General features: G+C 65.7%; 23 protein-coding genes and 1 pseudogene. 11 read left to right on the top strand and 13 right to left on the bottom strand.

Going from position 1 to position 22840, the window contains the following annotated elements:
* Positions 1–7: 7 nt before the first annotated feature.
* The 8 genes from F604_RS0106860 to dnaK all read right to left on the bottom strand — a co-directional run bounded on the left by F604_RS0106860 (position 8) and on the right by dnaK (position 8351).
* A complete protein-coding gene (locus F604_RS0106860; RefSeq protein WP_026329040.1) occupies positions 8–424 on the bottom strand; it encodes an Hsp20/alpha crystallin family protein in 417 nt (138 codons plus the stop codon).
* 16 nt (positions 425–440) lie between these two features.
* The gene (locus F604_RS0106855; RefSeq protein ID WP_019550998.1) at positions 441–1625 is read right to left on the bottom strand and encodes a VLRF1 family aeRF1-type release factor; all 1185 of its coding nucleotides are present in this window, start codon (positions 1623–1625) and stop codon (positions 441–443) included.
* Positions 1622–2011, bottom strand: a complete 390-nt coding sequence (locus F604_RS0106850) for a ferritin family protein (protein WP_019550997.1) — start codon at positions 2009–2011, stop codon at positions 1622–1624. Before F604_RS0106850 ends, F604_RS0106855 begins: the two co-directional genes overlap by 4 nt.
* Positions 2012–2024: 13 nt before the next feature.
* The gene (gene clpB / locus F604_RS0106845; RefSeq protein ID WP_019550996.1) at positions 2025–4610 is read right to left on the bottom strand and encodes an ATP-dependent chaperone ClpB; all 2586 of its coding nucleotides are present in this window, start codon (positions 4608–4610) and stop codon (positions 2025–2027) included.
* A 201-nt stretch (positions 4611–4811) separates the two neighbouring features.
* Entirely contained in the window at positions 4812–5048 is a 237-nt protein-coding gene (locus F604_RS0106840) for a chaperone modulator CbpM (RefSeq protein WP_019550995.1), read from the bottom strand.
* Positions 5035–5871, bottom strand: a complete 837-nt coding sequence (locus tag F604_RS0106835; RefSeq protein ID WP_019550994.1) for a DnaJ C-terminal domain-containing protein — start codon at positions 5869–5871, stop codon at positions 5035–5037. The genes F604_RS0106840 and F604_RS0106835 overlap by 14 nt, the downstream gene beginning before the upstream one ends.
* Positions 5872–5874: 3 nt before the next feature.
* Positions 5875–6429 carry a nucleotide exchange factor GrpE gene (locus tag F604_RS0106830; RefSeq protein ID WP_019550993.1) on the bottom strand — a complete coding sequence of 185 codons (555 nt, stop codon included), beginning with the start codon at positions 6427–6429 and terminating at the stop codon, positions 5875–5877.
* A 62-nt stretch (positions 6430–6491) separates the two neighbouring features.
* Positions 6492–8351 (bottom strand): molecular chaperone DnaK, encoded by a 1860-nt coding sequence (gene dnaK / locus F604_RS0106825; protein ID WP_019550992.1) that lies wholly within the window; start codon positions 8349–8351, stop codon positions 6492–6494.
* A gap of 125 nt (positions 8352–8476) precedes the next feature.
* Here dnaK and ftsH point away from each other — a divergent pair, with 125 nt between their 5' ends.
* Complete coding sequence (gene ftsH, locus F604_RS0106820) at positions 8477–10360, top strand: ATP-dependent zinc metalloprotease FtsH (RefSeq protein ID WP_019550991.1); 1884 nt, start codon at positions 8477–8479, stop codon at positions 10358–10360.
* Positions 10361–10512: 152 nt separating this feature from the next.
* Here the strand turns inward: ftsH and F604_RS0106815 are convergent, their stop codons facing one another.
* From F604_RS0106815 to F604_RS0106800, 4 genes are all read right to left on the bottom strand, one after another.
* Positions 10513–10806 (bottom strand): HU family DNA-binding protein, encoded by a 294-nt coding sequence (locus F604_RS0106815; RefSeq protein WP_019550990.1) that lies wholly within the window; start codon positions 10804–10806, stop codon positions 10513–10515.
* A 122-nt stretch (positions 10807–10928) separates the two neighbouring features.
* A complete protein-coding gene (locus tag F604_RS0106810) occupies positions 10929–11564 on the bottom strand; it encodes a lysophospholipid acyltransferase family protein (protein ID WP_019550989.1) in 636 nt (211 codons plus the stop codon).
* Between the two features lie 10 nt (positions 11565–11574).
* Positions 11575–12252 (bottom strand): endonuclease V, encoded by a 678-nt coding sequence (locus F604_RS0106805; RefSeq protein ID WP_019550988.1) that lies wholly within the window; start codon positions 12250–12252, stop codon positions 11575–11577.
* A 14-nt stretch (positions 12253–12266) separates the two neighbouring features.
* Positions 12267–13139: an SIS domain-containing protein gene (locus F604_RS0106800; protein ID WP_019550987.1), complete on the bottom strand. Its 873-nt coding sequence runs from the start codon at positions 13137–13139 to the stop codon at positions 12267–12269.
* Positions 13140–13146: 7 nt separating this feature from the next.
* Here F604_RS0106800 and F604_RS0106795 point away from each other — a divergent pair, with 7 nt between their 5' ends.
* The 8 genes from F604_RS0106795 to F604_RS0106760 all read left to right on the top strand — a co-directional run bounded on the left by F604_RS0106795 (position 13147) and on the right by F604_RS0106760 (position 19048).
* Positions 13147–13935, top strand: coding sequence for a class I mannose-6-phosphate isomerase (locus F604_RS0106795; RefSeq protein WP_019550986.1), 789 nt, complete (start codon positions 13147–13149; stop codon positions 13933–13935).
* 68 nt (positions 13936–14003) lie between these two features.
* Complete coding sequence (aroA, locus tag F604_RS0106790; RefSeq protein WP_019550985.1) at positions 14004–15293, top strand: 3-phosphoshikimate 1-carboxyvinyltransferase; 1290 nt, start codon at positions 14004–14006, stop codon at positions 15291–15293.
* Positions 15278–15916, top strand: a complete 639-nt coding sequence (gene cmk, locus F604_RS0106785; protein ID WP_019550984.1) for a (d)CMP kinase — start codon at positions 15278–15280, stop codon at positions 15914–15916. Before aroA ends, cmk begins: the two co-directional genes overlap by 16 nt.
* A 2-nt stretch (positions 15917–15918) precedes the next feature.
* Positions 15919–16692: a CDP-alcohol phosphatidyltransferase family protein gene (locus F604_RS0106780; protein WP_019550983.1), complete on the top strand. Its 774-nt coding sequence runs from the start codon at positions 15919–15921 to the stop codon at positions 16690–16692.
* A complete protein-coding gene (locus tag F604_RS0106775) occupies positions 16656–17075 on the top strand; it encodes an NUDIX domain-containing protein (protein ID WP_019550982.1) in 420 nt (139 codons plus the stop codon). Before F604_RS0106780 ends, F604_RS0106775 begins: the two co-directional genes overlap by 37 nt.
* Positions 17072–17776: a bifunctional dihydropteridine reductase/dihydrofolate reductase TmpR gene (tmpR, locus tag F604_RS0106770; RefSeq protein WP_019550981.1), complete on the top strand. Its 705-nt coding sequence runs from the start codon at positions 17072–17074 to the stop codon at positions 17774–17776. The genes F604_RS0106775 and tmpR overlap by 4 nt, the downstream gene beginning before the upstream one ends.
* Before the next feature lie 31 nt (positions 17777–17807).
* Entirely contained in the window at positions 17808–18014 is a 207-nt protein-coding gene (locus F604_RS12000) for a hypothetical protein (protein ID WP_019550980.1), read from the top strand.
* A gap of 56 nt (positions 18015–18070) precedes the next feature.
* Complete coding sequence (locus tag F604_RS0106760; RefSeq protein WP_019550979.1) at positions 18071–19048, top strand: DHH family phosphoesterase; 978 nt, start codon at positions 18071–18073, stop codon at positions 19046–19048.
* 205 nt (positions 19049–19253) lie between these two features.
* Here F604_RS0106760 and F604_RS0106750 read toward each other — a convergent pair whose 3' ends face one another.
* The gene (locus F604_RS0106750) at positions 19254–20474 is read right to left on the bottom strand and encodes a 2,3-bisphosphoglycerate-independent phosphoglycerate mutase (RefSeq protein WP_019550977.1); all 1221 of its coding nucleotides are present in this window, start codon (positions 20472–20474) and stop codon (positions 19254–19256) included.
* A gap of 35 nt (positions 20475–20509) precedes the next feature.
* Between F604_RS0106750 and proS the strand changes: the two genes are divergently transcribed.
* A complete protein-coding gene (proS, locus tag F604_RS0106745; protein ID WP_019550976.1) occupies positions 20510–21943 on the top strand; it encodes a proline--tRNA ligase in 1434 nt (477 codons plus the stop codon).
* A 151-nt stretch (positions 21944–22094) separates the two neighbouring features.
* Positions 22095–22840, top strand: a pseudogene (locus tag F604_RS11995) (helix-turn-helix domain-containing protein); the annotation flags it as partial.

Here is a 22840-nt window from a genome sequence, read left to right as displayed (position 1 = left end):
TCACCTCCTATTCCACCTGCACCTGGATCCTCTTGGGCTTGGTGGCCTCGGCCCTCGGTACCAAAAGGTGCAGGACGCCGTGGCGGAAGCGGGCCTGGACCCGGGAGAGGTCAAAGGTGCTGGGCACGTTGAAGCTCCGGGCGAAGGTGCCGTAGGGGCCCTCGAGGCGGTGGTAGGCCACGTTCTCCCGCTTCTCGAAGGGCCGCTCCGCCTTCACGGAAAGCGTGCCTTCCTCGGCCACCACCTCCACCTTCTCCGGGTCCACCCCGGGAAGGTAGACCAGCACGTGAAGCCCAGCCTCATCCTCCATCACGTCCACCGGAGGGGCGTACACCCTGGGCCCCTGCTGGGGGGTGGCGCCGAAGGCCCTTGCCAGACGCTCCTGCAACTCCTCCAACTCCCTGAAAGGATCAAACCGCATCATCCTCCTCACCTCCTTTTCACCACCTCAGGAGCGCGGCCATGCCTCCGCGCTCCAGAAGCTGCTTTTCCGCTTCGCCCCGCACGAACTCCAGCTTGGCGGCGTAGCCTGCTGCCAGCTCGGGCAGGACCACGGCCAGGGGCTTGGCCTCCGGTTTTTCGCAGGTGGCTAGCGCCCGGGCCTCATCGGGGAAGAAGATCCCGTCACAGGCGTAGGCGGTCTGGTCCAGGTGCCAGGGAAGCACCCAGAGCTCCACCCGTCCCTCCTGCACCCTTTCAAGCACCTCGGGGCCGAAGACCGCTTTGGGGTAGGCTTCCTCCAGCTTCTTGAGAAGTTCCACCTCCCCCTTCCGTTCGATCTCCTCCAGGACGGGCTCCAGCCGCTTGAGCACCTGGCCGGGACTGGCCCCGGGGTGGGGCAGGGAGGGAAGCAGGGCCACCAGCTTCTCCTTAAGGCGCTTGGGCAGGTAACCCAGGAAGAGCTTGGTGTGCTCCTCGGGGCCCATGAGGATCAGGCGGGTGAACCCCCGTTCCTCCACCAGCTTCTCCAGCTCGTGGCTCAGGGTCTTGTAAAAGCGCTCCTCCCAAGCGGCCAGGCGCTTGGCGAAGAGGTCCTGCCCCGCCCCGCCCCGGGAGATCCTCCCCAGGTTGAAGCGGCGCCCCGGGGCGTCCAGGGAAAGCCGCCGCCAGGCCTCGGTATCCAGGGCGAGGAAGGCATCCCCCACTTCCTGGATTTCGCCCAGGAAGATTTCAAACACCCGCCAGCGCTCCTGGTCCAGGTAGACCACCCCGTAGCGCTCGTACTCGTCCAGGGCGTAGATGAGGGGGAGGAGGAAGGGTTCGCCGTAGTGGGCTAAGGCCCCGTCCGTGAGGAAACGGCTTTCCTTTTCCCCCAGGAAGGTGGTCTTGAGGCTGGAGACCAGGGGCAGCTCCACCTGGAGCAGGAGGGTTTCAAAGGGCTTGTCCTTGGCGAAGAAAACGGCGGTCTTGGCCTCCAGAACCTGGTTTTTCAACACTTCCAGTACCCTATCCTGCAGGTCCTGGGGTACCCCCAGGGCCTTCATGGCGTCCTTGGCCCTTAGGGCATAGGCCCGGTTGGCGTTTTCCGGCTTGGCGGGGTTGATGTCCAGGTAGAGGGAGAGGATGGGCCCCTCTGCGATAGCCAGGGTTTCCTTGATGCGCTGGATTTCTTCCTTTCCGATCATAGGCCACCTCCTAAAAGGGCCACGGCTTTGCGCACGGCTTCTTGGTTAAGCCTTTCCTCGTGGCCCAGCCGGGTGAAGAGGGCCTCGAGGTCCGGCTCGGGAAAGGTGCTTTCCAGGTAGTAGGCCCGGTCAAAGCCTTCCTCGGAAAGAAGGCGGAGGAGCGCCTCCCAGCCCTCCTCCTCCACCTGGGGCATCGGGGGGAGGGAGGCGCCTTGGCGGCGGAGGGCCTCGGCGATGGCCTCGGCATGGGCCCGCTCCCTACGGACCACCTCCTCCAGGAGGGCCCGGAGGTGGGGGTAGGGCACCCTTTCCGCCGCCCGCTCCGCCCGCAGGGCATCCAGGAGCTCATCCTGGTAGGCTTTTTGCAGGACTTCCACCACGCTCATGCCGCCTCCTTTCTCAGGCCTCTACCCGCTCGGGGTTGCGGAAGACCAGCCCCGTGGGCCCGACGTCCACCACCACGGCGTCCCCCTCCTTGATCTCCCCGGCCAGGATCTTCACCGCCAGGGGGGTTTCCAGCTCCCGGGCGATCACCCGCTTCAGGGGCCTGGCCCCGAAGACGGGGTCGTAGCCCCGCTCGGCCAGATAGTCCTTGGCGGCCTCGGTGAGGGTGAGGGTGATGCGCTTTTCCGCCAGGCGGGCCCTGAGGCTTTGGAGCTGGATCTCCACGATCTCCCGCAGCTGCTCCCGGGTGAGGGGCCTGAAGACCACGATCTCGTCCAGGCGGTTCAGGAACTCGGGGCGGAAGTGCCTCTGCAGGATGGCGAAGACCTCCTCCCGGATCCTCTCGTAGGGTTTGCCTTGCTGGATGCCCTCGAGGATCAGGGGGCTTCCCAGGTTGGAGGTGAGGATGATCACGGTGTTGCGGAAGTCCACGGTGCGGCCATGGGAGTCCGTGAGTCGGCCGTCGTCCAGGATCTGCAGGAGGATGTTGAAGACGTCGGGGTGGGCCTTCTCCACCTCATCGAAGAGGATGACGGTGTAGGGCCTCCGCCGCACGGCCTCCGTGAGCTGGCCCCCTTCCTCGTACCCCACGTAGCCCGGAGGGGCCCCGATGAGGCGGGAGACCGCGTGCTTCTCCATGTACTCCGTCATGTCAATGCGCACCATGGCCTCCTCCGTGTCAAAGAGGGTGGCCGCGATGGCCTTGGCCAGCTCCGTCTTCCCCACCCCCGTGGGCCCAAGGAAGAGGAAGCTCCCGATGGGGCGGTTCGGGTCCTTAAGCCCGGCCCTGGCCCTGCGGATGGCGTCGGCCACGGCCCGGATGGCCTCATCCTGGCCCACCACCCGCTTGTGGAGCTCCTCCTCCAGGCGGAGGAGCTTTTCCCTTTCCCCTTCCAGGAGCTTGGCCACGGGGATCCCCGTCCAGCGGGCCACGATCTCGGCCACGTCCTCCTCCGTGACCTCGAGGCGGACAAAGCGCGCCCCCTTAAGGGCCTGGGACAGGCGCTCCACCTCGGCCTCGAGGCGGGGAAGCTCCCCGTAGCGGAGCTCCGCGGCCCGGTTCAGGTCGTACTGGCGCTCGGCCAGCTCAATCTGCCGCCGCACCTCGTCCAGGCGCTGCTGGGCCTCCCTTAGGGCGCGCAAGATCTCCCGCTCCTTCTCCCATTCCCCCCTGAGCCTAGCGATCTCCTCCGAGAGGCGGGCGATCTCGGCCTCAATGGCCTTGAGCCTCTCCTGGCTATCCGGGTCCTTCTCCTTCTTGAGGGCTTCCCTTTCAATCTCCAGCTGGAGCTTCCTCCGCTCCAGGCTATCGATCTCCTCGGGGGCGCTCTCCAGGGCCATGCGCAGGCGGGCTGCGGCCTCGTCGATGAGGTCAATGGCCTTGTCGGGGAGGCGCCTTTCCGTGATGTACCGATGGGAGAGGGTGGCGGCGGCGATGATGGCGCTGTCGGAGATGCGCACCCCGTGGTGGACCTCGTACTTCTCCTTGATGCCCCGCAGGATGGAGATGGTCTCCTCCACCGTGGGCTCGTCCACGTAAACGGGCTGGAAGCGCCTTTCCAGAGCGGGGTCCTTCTCAATCTCCCGGTATTCGTCCAGGGTGGTGGCCCCGATAAGCCGAAGCTCCCCCCGGGCCAGGGCGGGCTTCAGCATGTTGCCGGCGTCCACGGCGCCTTCGGCCTTGCCCGCCCCCACCACGGTGTGGAGCTCGTCGATGAAGAGGATGATCTCCCCTTGGCTCTGTACCACCTCCTGGATGACGGCCTTCAGGCGCTCCTCAAACTCGCCCCGGTACTTGGCCCCGGCCAGGAGGGAGCCCATCTGCAAGGAGATGATCCGCTTGCCCTTAAGGCCTTCCGGCACATCCCCCTTCACGATCCGCTGGGCCAGCCCCTCCACGATGGCGGTCTTGCCCACCCCGGGCTCGCCGATGAGCACCGGGTTGTTCTTGGTGCGCCGGAGGAGGATCTGGATGGTGCGCCTTATCTCCTCGTCCCGGCCGATCACCGGGTCCAGCTTGCCCTCGGCGGCCAGCTTGGTGAGGTCGATGCCGTACTGCTCCAGGGCGTTGTAGGTGCTTTCCGCATGTTCCGTCTGCACGGTTTTACCTCCTCTTAGTTCCTGCAGGGCTTTTCTTAAGGAGCCTTCTTCGGGAATACCCACCTGCAAGGAGGGCTCGGCCCTCGAGGCCTCCGCCAAGGCCAGCACCAAGGTGTCCACCGCCACGAACCGGTCCTTGAGCTCGGCCATAAGGGCCTCGGCCCGGTCCAGGGCCCGGGCAAGCCTTTGGGAAAGGTACTGGCCCACCTCGGTCCCCTCCACCTTGGGCAGGCGGCCCAGTTCCCGCTCGGCACTCTCCTTGAGGGCCTTGGGGTTACCCCCTGCCCTCTCCAGAAGCCGCCAGGCCAGGCCCGTCGGGTCTTTCAGGAGAACCGCCCATAGATGGGGCAGGTCGATGGCCTGGTGCTTCATCTCCCGGGCCAGGACCTGGGCCTGGGCCAGGGCCTCGCGGGCGGCTTGGGTCCAGCGTTCCAGGTTCATACCTCTTGCCTCCTACTGTCTAAATCATATCGCTTAATATGAACATTGTCAAGATATCTGTGTAGATAAACATCTAACGCAGCCACCTGCCCCGATCGAGGTTCGCCAAATGGGGGGGAGAGCAACGCGCTTTGATTGGATTATACGGGAAGGGATTGGGAAGGATGTCCCGCCGCCTGGAGGCCCTGGCCTAAAGGGTGCTTAGCCGCGCTCCAGGATCTCCACCACCAAGGCTGCCCCCACCAGGTTGGCCCCCAGATCGCGGCGGATGCGTTCCGCCTTGGCCATGCGCAGAAGGTCTTCCTCCCGGAAGTACCAGGCACCCCCCACCTCCAGGGGCTCCACGAAGCCGATCTCCACGTAGGCCCGCACCACCCCCAGGGAGAGGCCATAGTCCGCCAGAGCCTCTAAGGATACATAGGAGCTACGCGCCAGCATAGCGCACCTCCTTGAGCTTCCGCCAAAGCTCCTCCTCCTCAGGCGTCAGGTGCTCGGGGATCACCACCCGCACCTCATAGTAGAGGTCCCCCCGGCCATGGGGTCCGGGAAAGCCCTTCCCCTTAAGCCGGAGCTTTTTGCCCGCCTGGGTTCTGGGGGGGATGGTGACCTCCACGGGGCCCTCTAAGGTGGGGGCCCGCACCTTGCCGCCCACCACGGCGATAGGGGCAGGGACGTCCAGGGTGGCGTAGAGGTCCTGGCCCTCGAGGCGGAAGACGGGGTGGGGCAAGAGCCGCACCGTGAGGAGGAGGTCCCCGGGAGGGTCTCCCGGGCCCCCTAAGCCTGCCAGGCGGATGGTGCTCCCTTCCTGCACCCCCGGGGGGATTTTCACGGGAACCCGCCTTCCCCCCACCTCCACTACCCGTTCGCCTCCATGGAAGGCCTCCTCGAGGCTTAGGGGCAGCTCGGCCCTGAGGTCGCGGCCGCGGCGGGGGCGCGCCCTTCGCCCTACCCCGAAGAGCCCGCCGCCGAAGAGCTCCTGGAAGAAATCGGAGAAGTCCTCCACGTCAAACCCGGAGAAGTCGTACCCCCCAGGGGGCGGGGGTGGAGGAGGGGTGGCGGTGCCGTAGGTGTCGTAGACCCTGCGCTTCTCGGGATCGGAGAGAACCGCATAGGCCTCGTTGATCTCCTTGAACTTCTCCTCGGCCTCGGGGCTTTTGTTCACATCGGGGTGGTACTGGCGGGCCAGGCGCTTGTAGGCCCGCTTGATCTCCTCCTGCGTGGCGTTTCTCGGTACCCCCAGGATGGCGTAGTAGTCCTTCATGGCCTACTCCACGCCCTCTTCTTCGGGGCTTTTCTCCTCGCCCACCGCCACCCGGGCCGGGCGCACCAGGGCCTCCCCCAGGCGGAAGCCCCTTTGGAAGACCCGGGCCACCTTGCCGGGCTCCCCGGGAAGGAGGCCGATGGCCTCGTGGTACCGGGGGTCAAAGGCCTCCCCCTCCCCGGGCACCTCCTCCACCCCAAGCCCCGCCAGGATGCGGAAGAAGCCTTCCCGCACCGCCTTAACCCCTTTGAGGATGCTGTCCGGGTTGGCCTCGGCGAACTCCAAGGCCCGCTCCAGGTCGTCCAGAACGGGGAGAAGGGCCCTGACCGCCCTGAGGATCCCTTCCCGTTCCCTAGGCCTAAGCTCCTCCTCCATGCGCTTGCGGTAGTTGTCAAAGTCGGCAAGGAGGCGCACGTACCGATCCTTCAGGGCTCGGAGCTCCTCCTCCAGGGCCAGGAGGCGTTGTTCCAGGGCCAGGGCCTCCTCGCCCACCGCCTTAAGGTCTTGCTCCACCTGGGCGGCCTGCTCCTGTTGGGTTTCCTCACGTTCCTTCTCCATGCTTCCTCCAAGAGGGGGTAAGGGGAAGCCCCTGCCCCGGCAGGGGCCAGGGCAGGGGGGCTTTAGTCGGCGGGCTTGTAGTCGGCGTCGATCACGTCGTCAGGGCCACGGCTGGATGCCCCGGTGGTCCCGGCGGTGGCGGCCTTCTCGTAGGCCTCCACTGCCTTCAGAAGCTCCTCCGTGGCGGTCTTCAGCTCGGGGTCGGAGGCATCCTTCTCCGAAAGCTCCTTGGCCCTGGCGATGGCCGCCTCGAGGCGCGCCTTGGCCTCGGGGGTGCTTTGCTTCTCCTGGAGGATCCTCTCCGCTTGGACGCGGGTGGAGTCCAGGGTGTTCTTGAGCTCGGCGTGCTCCCGGCGGCGCCGGTCTTCCTCCGCATGGCGCTGGGCCTCCTCGATCATCCGCTTTATCTCCTCCTCGGAGAGGGTGGTGGTGTTCTGGATGGTGATGGAGGCCTCCTTGCCCGTGGACTTCTCCTTGGCGGTCACGTGGAGGATGCCGTTGGCGTCGATGTCAAAGCAGACCTCGATCTGGGGAACCCCGGCGGGCATGGGGGGGATACCCTCGAGGCGGAACCGGCCCAGGCTCTTGTTGTCCGCGGCCATGGGGCGCTCGCCCTGGAGGACGTGGATCTCCACCGCGGTCTGGTTGTGCTCGGCGGTGGTGAAGATCTCGCACTTGCGGGTGGGGATGGTGGTGTTCCTGGGGATCAGCACGGTCATCACCCCGCCCTTGGTCTCCACGCCCAGGGAGAGGGGAGTGACGTCCAGAAGGACCACATCCCGGACCTCGCCCATGAGGACGCCTGCCTGGATGGCGGCCCCCATGGCCACCACCTCGTCGGGGTTCACGGAGCGGTTGGGCTCCTTGCCCAAGAGCTCCTTCACCACCCTCTGCACCGCGGGCACCCGGGTGGCCCCGCCCACCAGGATCACCTCGTCGATCTGGGCCGGGGTCAGGCCGGCGTCCTTCAGGGCCTGCTCCACCGGGCCCCTGAGGCGCTTGAGGAGGGGCTCGATGAGCTCCTCAAACTTGGCCCGGGTGAGTTTCTTTTCCAGGTGGAGGGGGGTCTTGCTGGCGGGATCCAGGGCGATGAAGGGCAGGCTGATGGTGGTCTCAAAGGTGCTGGAAAGCTCAATCTTGGCCTTCTCCGCGGCCTCAATGAGGCGCTGGAGGGCCTGGCGGTCCGCCCTAAGGTCCACCCCGTACTCCCGCTTGAACTCCTCGGCCAGCCAGTTCACGATGGCGTGGTCCATGTCGCTCCCGCCCAGGTGGGTGTCCCCGGAGGTGGACTTCACCTCAAAGACCCCCTCCCCGATCTCCAGCACCGTGACGTCAAAGGTGCCGCCCCCCAGGTCGAAGACCAAGACGGTTTCGTTTCCCTTCTTGTCCAGGCCGTAGGCCAAAGCGGCAGCGGTGGGCTCGTTGATGATGCGCAAGACCTCGAGGCCCGCAATCCGCCCGGCGTTGGCCGTGGCCTCCCGCTGGGCGTTGTTGAAGTAGGCGGGCACGGTGATCACCGCCTTGGTGATCTTCTCCCCGAGCTTCTTGGAGGCGTCCTCCACCAGCTTGCGGAGGACCATGGCGCTGATCTCCTCGGGGGTGTAGAGCTTGCCCTTAATCTCCACCCGCACTCCGCCATCGGGCCCCGGGACCACCTTGTAGGGGACCCGCTTGGCCTCCTCCTGGACCTCCTCCCAGCGGCGGCCGATAAACCGCTTGATCTCAAAGACGGTACCCTCGGGGTTTAAGACCGCTTGGCGCTTGGCCATGCGGCCCACCAAGGTCTCGCCATCCCGGAAGGCCACCACGCTGGGGGTGGTCCTTTCCCCCTCGGCGTTTTCCAGAACCACCGGCTTGCCGCCTTCCATGACGGCGATCACGCTGTTGGTGGTGCCCAGGTCAATGCCCACTGCCTTGGTCATAGCTACACCTCTCATTTCAAGCATAGACCATGCCACATGGATAAGTCAAGAGACTTGAGCACACCCATATCATGGTGCCCTGGGCTACCCGGATTTCCCCGGGGGCGTGTACCCTAAGAGAAGACATGTCCCGGCTTCCCTTGAACTTCTTGGTCTTCGTGTTGGGCCTGCTCCTTTTGGCCTGGGCCTTTAGCTTGGCGGGCACGGCGGGGAACCCCGGGGGTGGGGTGAACTACACCACCTTCCTGGAGGACCTGCAGGCGGGCCGGGTGAAGGAGGTGGTGGTGCGGGCCGGGGATACCCGCATCCAGGGCACCCTTACCGACGGCTCCACCTTCACCACCTACGCCGCCAGTCCCCCGGATAACCAGACCCTCGAGGCCTGGACCAAAAGGGGCGTGAGCGTGCGGGTGGAGCCTCCCCAGGGCCAAAGCCCTTTGGGCTTCCTGTGGCCCCTTCTCCTGGTGGGTCTTTTGGTGGGCGCCCTCTTCTACTTCTCCCGCAGCGGGCGCGCCGGGCCCTCGGACTCCGCCTTCAGCTTCACCAAAAGCCGGGCCAAGGTCCTCACCGAGGCCCCCAAGGTCACCTTCAAGGACGTGGCCGGGGCCGAGGAGGCCAAGGAGGAACTCAAGGAGATCGTGGAGTTCCTGAAAAACCCTGCCCGCTTCCACGAGATGGGGGCGAGGATCCCCAAGGGGGTCCTCCTGGTGGGGCCCCCGGGGGTGGGCAAGACCCACATCGCCCGGGCGGTGGCCGGGGAGGCCAAGGTGCCCTTCATCACCGCAAGCGGTTCCGACTTCGTGGAGATGTTCGTGGGGGTGGGGGCGGCCAGGGTCAGGGACCTCTTTGAAACCGCCAAGCGGCATGCCCCTTGCATCGTCTTCATTGACGAGATCGATGCCGTGGGAAGGAAGCGGGGAAGCGGGGTGGGCGGGGGCAACGACGAGCGGGAGCAGACCTTGAACCAGCTCCTGGTGGAGATGGACGGATTTGAGAAGGACTCCACCATCATCGTCATGGCCGCCACCAACCGCCCCGACGTCCTGGACCCGGCCCTGCTCCGCCCGGGGCGCTTTGACCGCCAGATCGCCATAGATGCTCCGGATGTCCGGGGCCGGGAGCAGATCCTCAGGATCCACGCCCGGGGTAAGCCCCTGGCGGAGGACGTGGACCTGGCCCTTCTGGCCAAGCGCACCCCGGGCTTCGTGGGCGCGGACCTGGAGAACCTCTTGAACGAGGCAGCCCTCCTGGCGGCCCGGGAAGGCCGGAAGAAGATCACCATGAAGGACCTCGAGGAGGCCGCCGACCGGGTGATGATGGGGCCGGCTAAGAAGAGCCTGGTCCTCACCCCCCGCGACCGCAAGATCACCGCCTACCATGAGGCGGGGCATGCCCTGGCCGCCCACTTCCTGGAGCATGCCGACGGGGTGCACAAGGTGACCATCGTGCCCAGGGGCCGGGCTTTGGGCTTCATGATGCCCAGGCGGGAGGATATGCTCCACTGGAGCCGGAACCGCCTCCTGGACCAGATCGCCGTGGCCCTGGCTGGGCGGGCGGCGGAGGAGCTCATCTTTGAGGACGTGACCACGGGGGCAGAAAACGACTTCCGCCAGGCCACGGAGCTGGCCCGGCGCATGATCACCGAGTGGGGCATGCACCCTGAGTTCGGGCCGGTGGCCTACGCCGTGCGGGAGGATACCTACCTGGGCGGGTACGACGTGCGCCAGTACTCTGAGGAAACCGCCAAGCGCATCGACGAGGCGGTGCGCCGCCTCATTGAGGAGCAGTACCAGCGGGTGAAGAATCTCCTTCAGGAGAAGCGGGAGATCCTGGAGCGGGTGGCGGAGACCCTCTTGGAGCGGGAAACCCTCACCGCCGAGGAGTTCCAGAAGGTGGTGGAGGGCCTGCCCCTGGAGGAGGAGGAAAGCACCCCCCAGGAGCGCCCGGAAAAGGAAACCCCCCGGGTGGTGCCCAAGGTCAAACCAGGGGGAGCCCTGGGCGGAGCTTGATACCCCCTCGCCTTGGCGAAAGCCCAGGTGGGGGCCCCGGAAAATCCTCGCCCCCGCGGTGTTCTGGGATACCTAGGGGCACGGCAGAGAGAGAAAGGGTAGGAGGCGAAATAAACCCGGGGGGCTTTAGCCCCCCGGGGGAAGGGAATACCTTACTTCTTGACCTTTTCCTTGAGGGCCTTGCCCGGCTTGAAGGCGGGATACTGGGTGGCGGGGATCTTGATCTTCTCCTTGGTGCCGGGCTTCACGCCGGTGCGGGCCTTGCGCTTGCGCACCTCAAAGGTGCCGAAGCCGGTGAGCTGGACCTTGTTCCCCCCCGAGAGGGCCTCTTCCACCTTGGAGAGGAACGCATCCACCGCTACCTTCACGTCCTTCTTCTTGAGGCCCGTGGCGGCAGCCACCTGATCCACCAGATCCGCTTTGGTGACTGTTTTCTTTGCTGCCATTCTTCACCTCCTTCCTCTTTCCCCTTCCGCAAGGACTATAGCACGCCTGAATGCAGCCACGCAATACTCTGACCTATTTGTATACCTGTGTATAGCAATGTGTGATAGCGGAAGTATTGGCTCTAGCGGTACTGGGGTGGCAGGAGTTCCCGTACCCGGGCCTCTATCTCCCGGGTCAGGCTTTCCAGCTCCTGGTGGGTAAAGCGGGAGAGCCTCGGAACCGGTATAGGTTTGCCGTAGATCACCCGGATGGGCCTGCGCAGACGGAAGAGCTTTCGGCCCACGGGCCAGGCCTGGTCGGTGCCCACCACGGCCACGGGTACCACCGGGCTTCCGGTGCGCAGGGCGATGGCTGCCACCCCGGTCTTGAAGGGCTGGAGCTTGCCCGTGCGGCTTCTAGTTCCTTCCGGGAAGATGCCGAAGGCCATGCCCCGTTCAAGGGCGCGGATGGCGCCCTTGATGGCGGAAAGGTCGCTTTGCCCCCGCTCCACGGGAATGGCGTAAAGCCGGGGTAAAAGCCAGGAGAGGAAGGGCAGGCGGAAGACATCAGCCCGGGCTAAAAAGCTTACCGGGCGCCGTATCCCAGCCCCAATGGCGATGGGATCTAGGATGGAAAGATGGTTGGCGGCTAGGATGACCGGGCCTTCTTTGGGCACGTTTTCCGCGCCCTCTGCCCGATAGCCGAAGAGGAGGTGAAGGAGAAACCGGGCCAGATACCAGGCGGCCCGGTAGACGGGATTCGGCCGATGCGCTTCCACGGCCTTCAGTTTACGGGTCCAGCCGGCGCAGGGCTTTTCCCGCCTCGAGGTGGGCCAGGCGCAAGGGTTCCGGCAGGCGGAAGCGGGTGGGAAGGTGCTTCACGAAGGCCAAGGCTTCCTCCAGGCCCACCCGGTGCCCCGGGGAGATGAAAAGGGGCTTGACCCCCTTTCGGCTGCGGTAGGCGTAGCCCAGGGGGCGGCCTTCCGGGGAGAGAATCCTTACCGCACTTCCCGCCTCCAGGGGCAAGGGAGCCTCGAGGCGGCCGTAGAGCAAGCTTTTGGCCACCCCGATGCTGGGGAGGTCCAGGTGGACCCCCAGGTGGCTGGCGATGCCCAGGCCCCGGGGATGGGCGATGCCCTGGCCGTCCACCAGGAGGGCTTCGGGGGGTTCAGGAAGGTTCTTTAAAGCCTCCAGGTAGGCGGGGGCCTCGCGGAAGGAGAGGAAGCCCGGGATGTAGGGGAAGAGGGCTTCCTCGGGTACCACCTCTAGGCCTACGCAGAGGAGCCCCTTTTCCAGGTGGTAAAGCACAGCCACGGCCACCAGGGGCTTGCCCCGCCGGTGGGAGGCGTCCAGGGCGGCGATCCGCCGGACACCCTCGAGGCTTCCTTCCAACACCACCCTCTCCGCCAGGCTTCTTTGCAGGGCCATGGCCGTTTGCAGGTCTTTGGGCTCGGGAAAGGGCCCCATGGGCTTTCAAGGGCTCAGGTGGCCTCCCGCAGGCGCTTTAGGACCTCGGGGTCGGAGGGATCCACCCCGTAGAGCAAGGCCAGGTAGTAGGCGGTCCAGGCCAGCCGGTACCAGAGGGCCAGGGCCTGGGCCAGGCGGCTTCCCGTGGGAGCGGGCACCTCGGCGATGGCGTCCACCCGGGTTTCCAGGATTTCCTTGGCCAGCCGTACCGCTTCCCCTTCTCCCAGAAGGAGGGCGGCCAGGGGGTCTCCCTGCTCGTGGCGGGCCTCGAGGCCCGTGAGGAAAAACTCCAGGGCGCTATGGGGTGGGGTGAGGGCCAGGCTTTTCCCGATGCGGGCAAAAAGGCTCTGCGCCGCTTCCTCCAAGGGGCGGTGAAAGGGAGCGTAGAGGAGGGGGATCCGCTCCACCAGGGTATAGGCCAGGAACTTGGCGGGGTTCTCCTCGAGGGGGATTTCCGGGGTGAGGCGTTTTCGTTCCTCCAGCAAAGCCCTGTCCACCTCCGAGAGGGCTTCCTCCTGTCCTGTGGCCAGAAGGAGGAAGCGCAGGTAGCGGTAAGGGTTCAGGGGGCTAGGGGACAGATAGACCTCCACCCCGGGGCGGAGGCCCACCTTGACCACCTGCACCCGCTCCGTTTCTGCCAGAAGGGAAAGGGCAGCGGCCTCTCCCAGGTCGTACCCTCCTTCCAGCACGAACAGGGTTCCCTCCTCCGTCCAGTCGGGGAGGCCGGACAGCCGGGCGGCGAAGTGACCCTCCCCATAGCCCAAGGCGGCGTGGGGTGCGGGGTAGGACCTGGTGGGCACGGGACCCGTGCCTACCAGGTCGCGAAGCTCCAGGGCCAGGCCCCGGCGGTCCGAGAGATAGGTTTCCTCGCGGTCCAGGTCGCGCATACCCCTTATGCTAACCCTCGTGCGGCTTTTCCGTCCTAAGCCGGTGCTGCGTCCCTGGGGGGGAGGTGCCCTGGGCTTCGGCCTAGGGGTGGGAGAGGTGTGGCTTTCGGAGGAGCCCCTCCTGGTGAAGATCCTGGACCCAGCGGAATGGCTTTCCGTGCAGGTTCACCCGCCCCATGCCTATGCCCTAGAGAAGGAAGGGAGGCCTGGCAAATACGAGGCCTGGTACGTGCTCACCCCGGGGGAGGTGGTTTACGGCTTTTCCCGGCGGGTGGGCCCCGAGGAGCTTAGGGATGCTGTGGCCAGCGGGAACCTGGACCCTATCCTGAACCGGATTCCCGTGGCCCCGGGCCAGGTGCTCTACCTGCCCGCCGGGGTGGTGCATGCCTTGGGCCCGGGGGTGAGGGTCTACGAGGTGCAGACGCCCTCGGACCTCACCTACCGGCTTTACGATTACGGCCGCCCCCGGGAGCTCCACCTGGAGAAGGCCCTGGAGGTGGCCCTCCTGGAGCCCACCCCCCTTCCCTCCTTTGCTCCTAAGCCCGTGCCCGGGGGGGAGGTCCTCCTTTCCACCCCCTACTTCCGCCTCTACCGCTACCCCCTGAAGGGGCGGCTGGCCCTAAGGCCGGGGGCCCCTCTTATCCTCACCCTCCTTGCGGGGGAAGCCCGCTTGGGGGATGAGGTTCTCCACCCCTTCGCCACTTTGCTTCTGGAGCCGGGGGAGGAAGCCCTCCTGGAAGGGGCAGGCCTTCTCCTGGGGACTAGCCCTGAAGGCTCCGGAGGAGGGCACGCATAGGCTCGGCCTCCCTTCTGGGCTAGCTCCGGCCTTGACCAAACCCCTTCTTCGCCCCAAGACTAGGGGGCATGGACCGACCTTTTCTGGACCTTGCCCCCTGCGGCCCCTTGCGGGGGAGCCTGAGGGTCCCCGGGGACAAGTCTGTGACCCACCGGGGCCTCATGCTCCTCGCCTTGGCCCAGGGGGAGGGAAGGCTTTTTTACCCTTTGAAGGCGGGGGACACCCTTTCCACCGCCCGGGCCATGCAGGCCTTGGGGGCGGAGGTCCTCGAGGAGGGCCCCCACTTCCGGGTGCGGGGGCAGGGGCTACGCTTGAGGGAACCCGAGGATGTGGTGGACTGCGGCAACGCCGGCACCCTCATGCGCCTCCTTCTGGGCATCCTTTCCGGGCAGGGGGGCCTTTTTGCCGTTTTGACGGGGGACGCTTCCCTGCGCCGTCGTCCCATGGGCCGGGTGGTGGAGCCTCTCCGGGCTATGGGGGCCTCTATAGACGGAAGGGAAGGGGGTAAGAAGGCCCCCCTGGCGGTGCGGGGTGGAGGTTTAAAGGGAGTTTCCTACACCCTTCCCGTGCCCAGCGCCCAGGTGAAAAGCGCCCTTCTCCTGGCCGGGCTTTTTGCCGAGGGCGTCACGGAGGTGGTGGAGCCTGTTCCCACCCGGGACCACACGGAAAGGCTCTTCCGTCACTTCGGGCTTCCCTTGGAAGCCGAGGGCCCGCGCGTCCGCACCCGCAGGGCCGAGCCCTTTCCGGCCAGGGACCTCACCGTGCCCGGGGATTTCTCCTCTGCCGCCTTTTTCCTGGTGGCGGCCCTCCTCACCCCGGGTTCCGAGGTCACCGTGGAGGGCGTGGGCTTGAACACCACCCGTACTGGTCTTCTCAAGGTGCTCCGGGAGATGGGGGCGGATCTGGAGTGGCAGGTGGTGGAAGGGGAGGCGGGGGAGCCCGTGGGCTGGATACGGGCTCGCTATAGCCCCCTGAAGGGAGTTTCCGTGGACCCGGGGTTGATTCCCCTCATGGTGGACGAGGTGCCCGTCCTGGCGGCGGCGGCCGCCTGGGCGGAAGGGGAAACCTATATTCCAAACCTTTCCGAGCTACGGGTGAAGGAATCGGACCGCGTCGCCGCCATCGCCCATAACCTCAGGGCTTTAGGGGTGGGGGTGGAGGAGGGGCCGGACTGGCTTAGGATCCAAGGCGGTGGGGTGAAGCCGGGGGAGGTGGAACCCTTCCACGACCACCGCATCGCCATGGCCTTCGCCGTGGCGGCGCTCCCCGTGGGGGTTAGGATTTGGGAGCCCCATTGGGCGGAGATCTCTTACCCTGGGTTCTTCCAGGACCTGAAGCGGCTATGCGGGGCATCGTGACCATCGACGGGCCTTCCGCCTCGGGGAAAAGCTCCGTGGCTAAAAAGGTGGCGGAGGCCTTGGGGGTGCCCTACCTGAGTAGCGGCCTCCTCTACCGCGCCGCCGCCTACCTGGCCCGGAGGGTGGGGGTGGACCCCGGGGATGAGCCGGGTATCCTGGCTCTTTTGGAAACTTACCGGGTGCGTTTGCTCCCCGAGGTTCAGGGCAACCGGGTGGTGGCCGAGAAGGCTTCCACTTTGGAGGACCTGACCCCTTACCTCCACACCCCGGAGGTGGATCGCGTGGTTTCCCAGGTGGCGCGCCATCCCGGGGTGCGGGCCTGGGTGAACGAGAGGCTTAGGGAAGTGCCGCCTCCCTTCGTGGCCGAGGGGCGGGACATGGGTACGGCGGTCTTTCCCCAGGCGCCCCACAAGTTCTACCTCACGGCCACGCCGGAGGTGCGGGCCAGGCGGCGCACCCTGGAGCGGCCACAGGATTACCAGGAGGTGCTGAAGGAGTTGATCCGGCGGGACGAGCTAGACCGGGCCCAAAGCGTCCCTGCTCCCGAGGCCATCGTGATTGATACCAGCGGGATGACCCTCGAGGAGGTGGTGGCCCGGGTGCTCTCCCACATCCAGGACTGATCATGGTACCGGGAGCCAAGGAAAGGCCGGTACAGGAGTTCCTTAACGTCCTTCTCTTCCGCCCCTTGGCCCACCTGGTGGTCCTCTTGCTGTACCGCACCCGCGTTAGGCCTCACCACCTGGTCCTCTTCCATACGCTCTTGGTCCTGCTCGCCGCCAGGTTGATCCATCTGGGCCAGGATGTGCCCGCAGCCTTTCTTCTCCAGCTAAAAACCGTTTTGGACAACGCCGATGGCCAGCTGGCGCGCCTCAGGGGGGAGGTCACGGAGCTTGGGCGCTATCTGGATACGGAGCTGGACTTCCTGGGGAACCTCTTCCTCTTCCTGGCCCTGGGCTTTCGGACCGGGGCTTGGGGGTGGGCCTTTGCCGCCTTCTTGGTCTTTACCCTCGTCCAGACCTGGGACTTTAATCTGGAAAGGCTATACCGAAAGGCCCGGGGGCTTTTCCTTCCCCCAGAGCCCCAAGACCCCGAGACCCCCCTCCTCGCCCTCTTGAGGGGGGTTTACCGCTTCCTCTTCCTGCCCCAGGACCGGGCCGTGACCGCCCTCGAGGAGGCCCTGGCCCGCCGCCTTGGCCTTGACCCCTTGCGCTTTTGGGACGAGGCCGCCCTGGCGGGAGTGGTCAACCTGGGCCTCACCACCCAGCTCTTCTTTCTTGGGGTCTTCCTGGCCCTTCACCAGCCTGGGGCCTACCTCACCTTCGTCCTCCTCCAGGCGGTGTACCTTGGGGCCTGGTACCTATGGAGGATCGCCCGCAGTATCCCATCCCCACGGTAGGGGCCCTGGTGGAGCAAGGGGGCCGGGTGCTTCTGGTGCGCACCCCGAAGTGGCGGGGGCTATGGGGGGTGCCCGGGGGAAAGGTGGAGTGGGGCGAAAGCCTCGAGAAAGCCTTAAGGCGGGAGTTCCGGGAGGAAGTGGGCCTTGACCTTAGGGAGGTGCGCTTCGCCCTGGTGCAGGAGGCCATCTTCAGCCCGGAGTTCTACAAGCCCACCCACATGCTCCTCTTCAACTACTTTGCCCAAGGGGAAGGGGAGGTGCGGCCGGGCGAGGAGATTCTGGAGTGGGCCTGGGTAAGGCCGGAAGAGGGCCTTTCCTTTCCGCTGAATAGCTTCACCCGGGTTTTGCTGGAAACCCACCTGGTGGTAAAAGGGGGGAGATGAGGGTTGCCTTGGTCACAGGGAGCGCCAAGGGCATTGGCCGGGCCATCCTCCTGGCCTTGGCCAAGGAGGGTTTTCACGTGGTGGTGCACTACCGCACCTCGGAGGGCCTGGCGGAGGCCACCCGCCTCGAGGCGGAGGCCCTGGGAGTTAAGGCCATCAAGGTGCGGGCTGATCTCACCCGGGAGGAGGAGGTCTTGGCCCTGGTGGAGGAGGTGCGCTACCACCTGGGGGGGATCGGCGTTTTGGTGAACAACGTGGGGGATTACCTCTATAAGCCCATAGAGGAGGTTTCGTTGGAGGAGTGGCGGTGGATCCTGGACTCCAACCTCACCAGCACCTTCCTCCTCACCCAGAAGGTCCTTCCCCTCATGGTGGCCCAGGGGTATGGGCGCATCGTGAACCTGGGCTACGCCGGGGCCCAGAACCTTCTCGCCCGGACTCACATCACCCCCTACGCCATCGCCAAGACCGGGGTGATCCTCTACACCAAGGCCATCGCCAAGCGGTTTGCCCAGGCGGGGATTACCGCCAACGTGGTGGCCCCGGGGGTGGCGGAAAACTCCGTGTCCAAACCCCTTCAGGAGATCCCCATGGCCCGTCTGGCCCTGCTCGAGGAGATCGCTCGGGCGGTGCTCTTCTTCGTGCGGGAGCCCTACGTGACCGGGCAGGTCCTCGAGGTGGCGGGGGGGTGGAACCTCTAGAAACTTAACCTTAAGGCTTTCCCCAGAGCTGGTGCGCCGGGCCCGGGCCTTGGCCCTGAAGCGGGGCTTGAGCCTAAACGCCTGGGTGGCGGAGCTTTTGGAGAAGGAGGTGGAGCGGGAGGAGGGTCTAGAAGAGGCCTTTAGCCGTCAACTTTCCTGGATGCGTCAGGGAATCCTGGATGCCGGGGGCATACCCCCTTCAAGTGCTCCAGGAGTTTTACGTGGTCACCACCTGTAAGCTCCAAGCCCCTCTTTCCCCGGAGGTGGCCCGCCATGCGTGATAGGGTATAGCCTATGGACGGGAACGCTCCCGATCCCAGGTACTGGGAAAAGATGCGCCTGGTGGCCGAGGTCTTGAAGGCGGTGGAAGGCCCCATCTACATCGCCACCCACGTGGACCCCGATGGGGATGCTATAGGAAGCTCCTTAGGCTTATACCGGTCCCTTAAGGCCCTGGGCAAAGAGGCCTACTGGGTGGCCGAGCCCCCTAGGTTCCTGCGCTTTTTGCCGAAGGAGGAGGAGTACTCGGATCCCGTGGACAAGCTTCCCGTGGGGGCTACCTTGGTGGCCCTGGACAGCGCCGAGCCTAGCCGGGTGGTGGGGGTGCCGGTGGAGGGTTTTGTGATCAACATTGACCATCACGGCACCAATCCCCGTTTCGGGCATATCGCCGTGGTGGATCCCTCCAAGGCGGCCACCGCCCAGATGGTGAAGGACCTCATTGATCTCCTGGGGGTGGAGTGGACGGCGGAGATCGCTACCCCCGTTCTCACCGGCATCCTCACCGACACCGGCAACTTCCGCTTCGCCAACACCACCCCCGAGGTTCTGCGGGTGGCGGCGGAGTTGGTGGGGTACGGGGTGAAGCTGGCCGAGCTTACGGATCGGCTTCAGTTCCGCCCCCCCTCCTACTTCCGCCTCATGGGACAGGTGCTTTCCACCGTGGCCTTCCACTTTGGGGGGCTTCTCGTCACCGCCCACCTTCCCGAGGATGCCAAGCGGGAGGAGGAGGACTCCGACGACTTCGTGGGGCTCATCCGCTACGTGGAGGGGAGCGTGGTTTCCGTCTTCCTGCGCAAGCGGGAGGAAGGGGTGAAGGTGTCCATCCGCTCCCGGGGTGGGGTTTCCGCCCAGAACATCGCCCTGAAGCTTGGGGGTGGGGGGCATGTGCCCGCTGCCGGGGCCACCTTAAAGGACGTTGACCTGGACCGGGCCTACGAGCTGGTCCTCGAGGCGGTGGCGGAAGAGCTTCGGCGGGCAGGGTACCTCTAGGGCCCGGGGGGGCGCCAGACGAGGGAGGGGGCCCCTAGGCCCTCGGGTGCCACCTCCTCTCCTGGTTTCACCAGGCGCTTTAGGCGGTAAAGGCCTCCCCGTCCAGGAGCTCAAGCCGCACCCCTTCCGGCACCTCCTTAAGGAGGGCTTCAAACTCCTCCTTGCGGATGCGGTGGCGAACCATGTTCTCCCAGTTTACCAGGATCTAGGCCCCGTACTTGAGAAGTTTTCCCGCATGGGCGAGGAGGAGGGGCATGAGCTCCATCCCTCTCAGGTGGCCCAGGCTTCCCTTGGTAGCCTCGCTTTCCGTGAAGCGCTGGGCAGCATCCCTTCGCAGGTAAGGGGCCTTGAGGAGGAGGGGCACAGGGTGCCAGGAGTGGGCCCTTAGAAGGGCAGGGGTGGAGTGGTCCCCGGTGATGGCCAGAACGTCCGGCTTTAGGGCAAGGATTTCCGGAAGAAGGGCGTCGAAGCGCTCGATCTCCGCCACCTTGCCCGGGAAATCCCCATCTTCCCCCTTGGCGTCGGTCTTCTTGAAGTGAAGGTAGAAGAAGTCGTAGCCCTCCCAGTTTTCCCTTAGGGCCTTAAGCTTCCCCTCGTGGGCATCGCCTTCCCCTTCCACGGGCAGGACCTCCATGCCCACCAGGCTGGCCAGGCCCTTGTACATGGGGTAGCTGGCGATGGCGGCCGCCCTGACCCCGTAGACCTCCGCCATGCTGGGAAAGGAAGGCCTTCTTGAGGCGCCCCGGAAAAGCGCCCCGTTGATCTTGGGCTCGTCCCTGAGCACCTCCCGGATGCGCGCCGAAAGGAGGTTCACCACCCGGGCAGTTTTCCTGGAGGCTTCGTCCAGGGCCTGGGCCTCGAGGGGAGGGAGGCCGGTCTTCTGGGGGTCGGTGTCCGTGAGGCCATCCCCCAGGCCCTCGCCTCGGAGGACCACCAGGAAGCGGTGTTCGCTTTCCGTGTAGAAGTAGACCGCCACGTCCTCAATGCGGGGGATGGCCTCCTGGAGTTTGGCCACCACCCGTTGGTTCTCCTCCGTGCTGGGGCGGCCCGCCCGGCGGTCCAGAACCTGTCCATCTGGGCCTAAGGTGGCGAAGTTCCCCCTTAAGGCCACGTCCCCATCCCGGAAGTCCACACCGAGGCCCAGGGCGCTTAGGGCTCCCCGGCCCACCAGGTAGCGGAAGGGGTCGTAGCCGAAAAGGGCCAGGTGCCCGGGGCCGGAGCCTGGGGTAAGGCCAGGGTAGACGAGGGTGAGGAGGCCGAGGGCGCTTTCCCCCGCCAACCGGTCCAGGTTCGGGGTTCTGGCGGCCTCCAGCTCCGTGGGCCCCCCGGGCTCGAGGGGAAGCCCCCCTACCCCGTCCAGGACCACCAGCAGGATCTTGGTGTCGCTTTTTTGCTGAAGCTCCTTGAACACGGCGAAGAGGTCCATGCCGCCATTTTATAGCCTTGATAAGATGGGCGGGTATGGCGAAGGAGAAGGGCCTAACCCCGCAAAGCCAGGACTTCAGCGAGTGGTACCTCGAGGTCATCCAGAAGGCGGAGCTCGCCGACTACGGACCGGTCCGGGGCACCATCGTGGTGCGTCCCTATGGCTATGCCCTTTGGGAAAACATCCAGGGGGTTTTGGACCGCATGTTCAAGGAAACCGGCCACCAAAACGCCTACTTTCCCCTCTTCATCCCCATGAGCTTCCTGAAGAAGGAAGCCGAGCACGTGGAGGGGTTTTCCCCGGAGCTGGCCGTGGTGACCCACGCGGGCGGGGAGGAGCTGGAGGAGCCCTTGGCCGTGCGCCCCACCTCGGAAACCGTGATCGGCTACATGTGGTCCAAGTGGATCAAAAGCTATAGGGACCTGCCCCAGCTTCTCAACCAGTGGGGCAACGTGGTGCGCTGGGAGCTTCGCACCCGGCCCTTCCTGCGCACCAGCGAGTTCCTGTGGCAGGAGGGGCATACCGCTCATGCCACCCGGGAGGAGGCGGAGGAGGAGGTGCGCAGGATGCTTTCCATCTACGCCAAGTTGGCCCGGGAGTACGCGGCCATTCCCGTGGTGGAGGGCATGAAGACGGAAAAGGAGAAGTTCGCCGGGGCCGTCTACACCACCACCATCGAGGCCTTGATGCGGGATGGCAAGGCCCTGCAGTCGGGTACCAGCCACTACCTGGGGGAGAACTTCGCCCGGGCCTTTGACATCAAGTTCCAGGACAAGGACCTCCAGGTGAAGTACGTGCACACCACCAGCTGGGGGCTTTCCTGGCGCTTCATCGGGGCCATCATCATGACCCACGGGGACGACCAAGGGCTCATCCTGCCTCCCCGCCTGGCCCCCATCCAGGTGGTGGTCGTGCCCATCTACCGGGAGGAAAGCCGGGAAAGGGTCCTGGAGGCGGCCTTTGAGCTGAAGCGGCGCCTCTTGGCGGCGGGGCTTCGCGTGCATTTGGACGACCGGGACCAGCACACCCCCGGGTACAAGTTCCACGAGTGGGAGCTTAAAGGGGTCCCCTTCCGCATCGAGCTTGGACCCAAGGACCTCGAGGCGGGCGAGGCCGTGCTGGCCAGCCGCCTGGGGGGGAAGGAGCGCCTGGCTCTAGAAGCCCTCCCCACCGTGCTACCCGAGAAGCTGGATGCCTTCCACCAGGCCCTCTATCAAAGGGCCCTGGATTTCCGGGAGGCCCACACCCGCAAGGTGGACACCTACGAGGAGTTCAAGGAGGCGGTGCAGGAGGGCTTCGCCCTGGCCTTCCACTGTGGGGATCGGGCCTGCGAGAAGGCCATCCAGGAGGAAACCACCGCCACCACCCGCTGCGTGCCCTTTGAGGCCGAACCCGAAGAAGGCTTTTGCGTCCGTTGCGGTAGGCCCTCCGCCTACGGCAAGCGGGTGGTCTTCGCCAAGGCGTACTAAGCTTCTCGGCGCCTTCTCCCCTCTCGCCAGTCCCGGACGGGCGGGGTGGGGGATTGCACCTTCTTGAAAGCTTCTGAACCCGGACAGACACATGTGAGACTGGACGAGTAAAAATGTGGGGACCACTCCAGAAGAGAGGGGGTCCCCACGGATGCAGCTTACCACGGTTGGCAAAGAGGTTTTGCGGGGAGCGCGGGTCAGCCCGAAGGGCTACCTTGAGGCCGGGGCCGGCGATCCCACAGTCCAGGACCGCTTATGGAAGCTCAAACAGGTGGAGGCGCTCAGGAAATACCGGGTGGGCTGGCCCGAGATCCAGGAGCTTTTGGGGATCAGCCGGGCCACCTATTACCGCTGGCGGAAACGCCTCCAGGAGGAGGGCCTTGCCGGTCTTAAGCCTCGGTCAAGACGTCCGCTTTGGGGCCCCTACCCCAAATGAACCGCAGCGCTTGCGGCGGAGGATTTACTGGTCTTCCGATCTGCTGATCCGGGTGGAAGCCCTAAGGAAGGAGAACCCCACCTGGGGCCGCTGGCCGATTTGGCTGACCCTAAGGAAGGAGGGCTTTGCGGTGAGCGAGCGCACCGTGGGGCGGATCCTGGTCTACCTTGAAGGGCGCGGCCGCGTGGAGAGCGTGGCGGGTTTTTTGGCCCGGGGGGGGCGGGGGAAGGGGGGGGGAAGGCCCAGGAGGCCCTATGCGCAAAGGAAGCCCAAGGGATACGAGGTGGGTCACCCTGGCGACCTTATCCAGGTGGATACCCTCACCGTGACCCTGGGCCCTGGGGAGAGGATCCAGCACTTCTCGGCCGTCGACCTCTTCACCCGTTTCTCCCTTGCGGAAGTCCACACCCGAGCCACGGCCAACCTGGCGGCCAGCTTTCTTGCCCGCCTGATGGTGCGAG

It is taken from the genome of Thermus scotoductus DSM 8553, assembly GCF_000381045.1.
GTDB classification, from domain to species: domain Bacteria; phylum Deinococcota; class Deinococci; order Deinococcales; family Thermaceae; genus Thermus; species Thermus scotoductus.
This window is presented reverse-complemented; position numbering and strand designations above follow the sequence as displayed.

Excerpts from the sequence above, each read along its gene's own strand:
- F604_RS0106800 (WP_019550987.1), bottom strand. The coding sequence starts at position 13,139 with ATGCGCGACCTGGACCGCGAGGAAACCTATCTCTCGGACCGCCGGGGC.
- F604_RS0106840 (WP_019550995.1), bottom strand. The coding sequence starts at position 5,048 with ATGCTGGCGCGTAGCTCCTATGTATCCTTAGAGGCTCTGGCGGACTAT.
- clpB (WP_019550996.1), bottom strand. The coding sequence starts at position 4,610 with ATGAACCTGGAACGCTGGACCCAAGCCGCCCGCGAGGCCCTGGCCCAG.
- F604_RS0106775 (WP_019550982.1), top strand. The coding sequence starts at position 16,656 with ATGGAGGATCGCCCGCAGTATCCCATCCCCACGGTAGGGGCCCTGGTG.
- F604_RS0106780 (WP_019550983.1), top strand. The coding sequence starts at position 15,919 with ATGGTACCGGGAGCCAAGGAAAGGCCGGTACAGGAGTTCCTTAACGTC.
- F604_RS0106860 (WP_026329040.1), bottom strand. The coding sequence starts at position 424 with ATGATGCGGTTTGATCCTTTCAGGGAGTTGGAGGAGTTGCAGGAGCGT.
- tmpR (WP_019550981.1), top strand. The coding sequence starts at position 17,072 with ATGAGGGTTGCCTTGGTCACAGGGAGCGCCAAGGGCATTGGCCGGGCC.
- F604_RS0106750 (WP_019550977.1), bottom strand. The coding sequence starts at position 20,474 with ATGGACCTCTTCGCCGTGTTCAAGGAGCTTCAGCAAAAAAGCGACACC.
- F604_RS0106830 (WP_019550993.1), bottom strand. The coding sequence starts at position 6,429 with ATGGAGAAGGAACGTGAGGAAACCCAACAGGAGCAGGCCGCCCAGGTG.
- proS (WP_019550976.1), top strand. The coding sequence starts at position 20,510 with ATGGCGAAGGAGAAGGGCCTAACCCCGCAAAGCCAGGACTTCAGCGAG.
- F604_RS0106760 (WP_019550979.1), top strand. The coding sequence starts at position 18,071 with ATGGACGGGAACGCTCCCGATCCCAGGTACTGGGAAAAGATGCGCCTG.
- dnaK (WP_019550992.1), bottom strand. The coding sequence starts at position 8,351 with ATGACCAAGGCAGTGGGCATTGACCTGGGCACCACCAACAGCGTGATC.
- F604_RS0106815 (WP_019550990.1), bottom strand. The coding sequence starts at position 10,806 with ATGGCAGCAAAGAAAACAGTCACCAAAGCGGATCTGGTGGATCAGGTG.
- F604_RS0106835 (WP_019550994.1), bottom strand. The coding sequence starts at position 5,871 with ATGAAGGACTACTACGCCATCCTGGGGGTACCGAGAAACGCCACGCAG.
- F604_RS0106805 (WP_019550988.1), bottom strand. The coding sequence starts at position 12,252 with ATGGGGCCCTTTCCCGAGCCCAAAGACCTGCAAACGGCCATGGCCCTG.
- F604_RS0106795 (WP_019550986.1), top strand. The coding sequence starts at position 13,147 with ATGCTAACCCTCGTGCGGCTTTTCCGTCCTAAGCCGGTGCTGCGTCCC.
- ftsH (WP_019550991.1), top strand. The coding sequence starts at position 8,477 with ATGTCCCGGCTTCCCTTGAACTTCTTGGTCTTCGTGTTGGGCCTGCTC.
- cmk (WP_019550984.1), top strand. The coding sequence starts at position 15,278 with ATGCGGGGCATCGTGACCATCGACGGGCCTTCCGCCTCGGGGAAAAGC.
- aroA (WP_019550985.1), top strand. The coding sequence starts at position 14,004 with ATGGACCGACCTTTTCTGGACCTTGCCCCCTGCGGCCCCTTGCGGGGG.
- F604_RS0106855 (WP_019550998.1), bottom strand. The coding sequence starts at position 1,625 with ATGATCGGAAAGGAAGAAATCCAGCGCATCAAGGAAACCCTGGCTATC.
- F604_RS0106850 (WP_019550997.1), bottom strand. The coding sequence starts at position 2,011 with ATGAGCGTGGTGGAAGTCCTGCAAAAAGCCTACCAGGATGAGCTCCTG.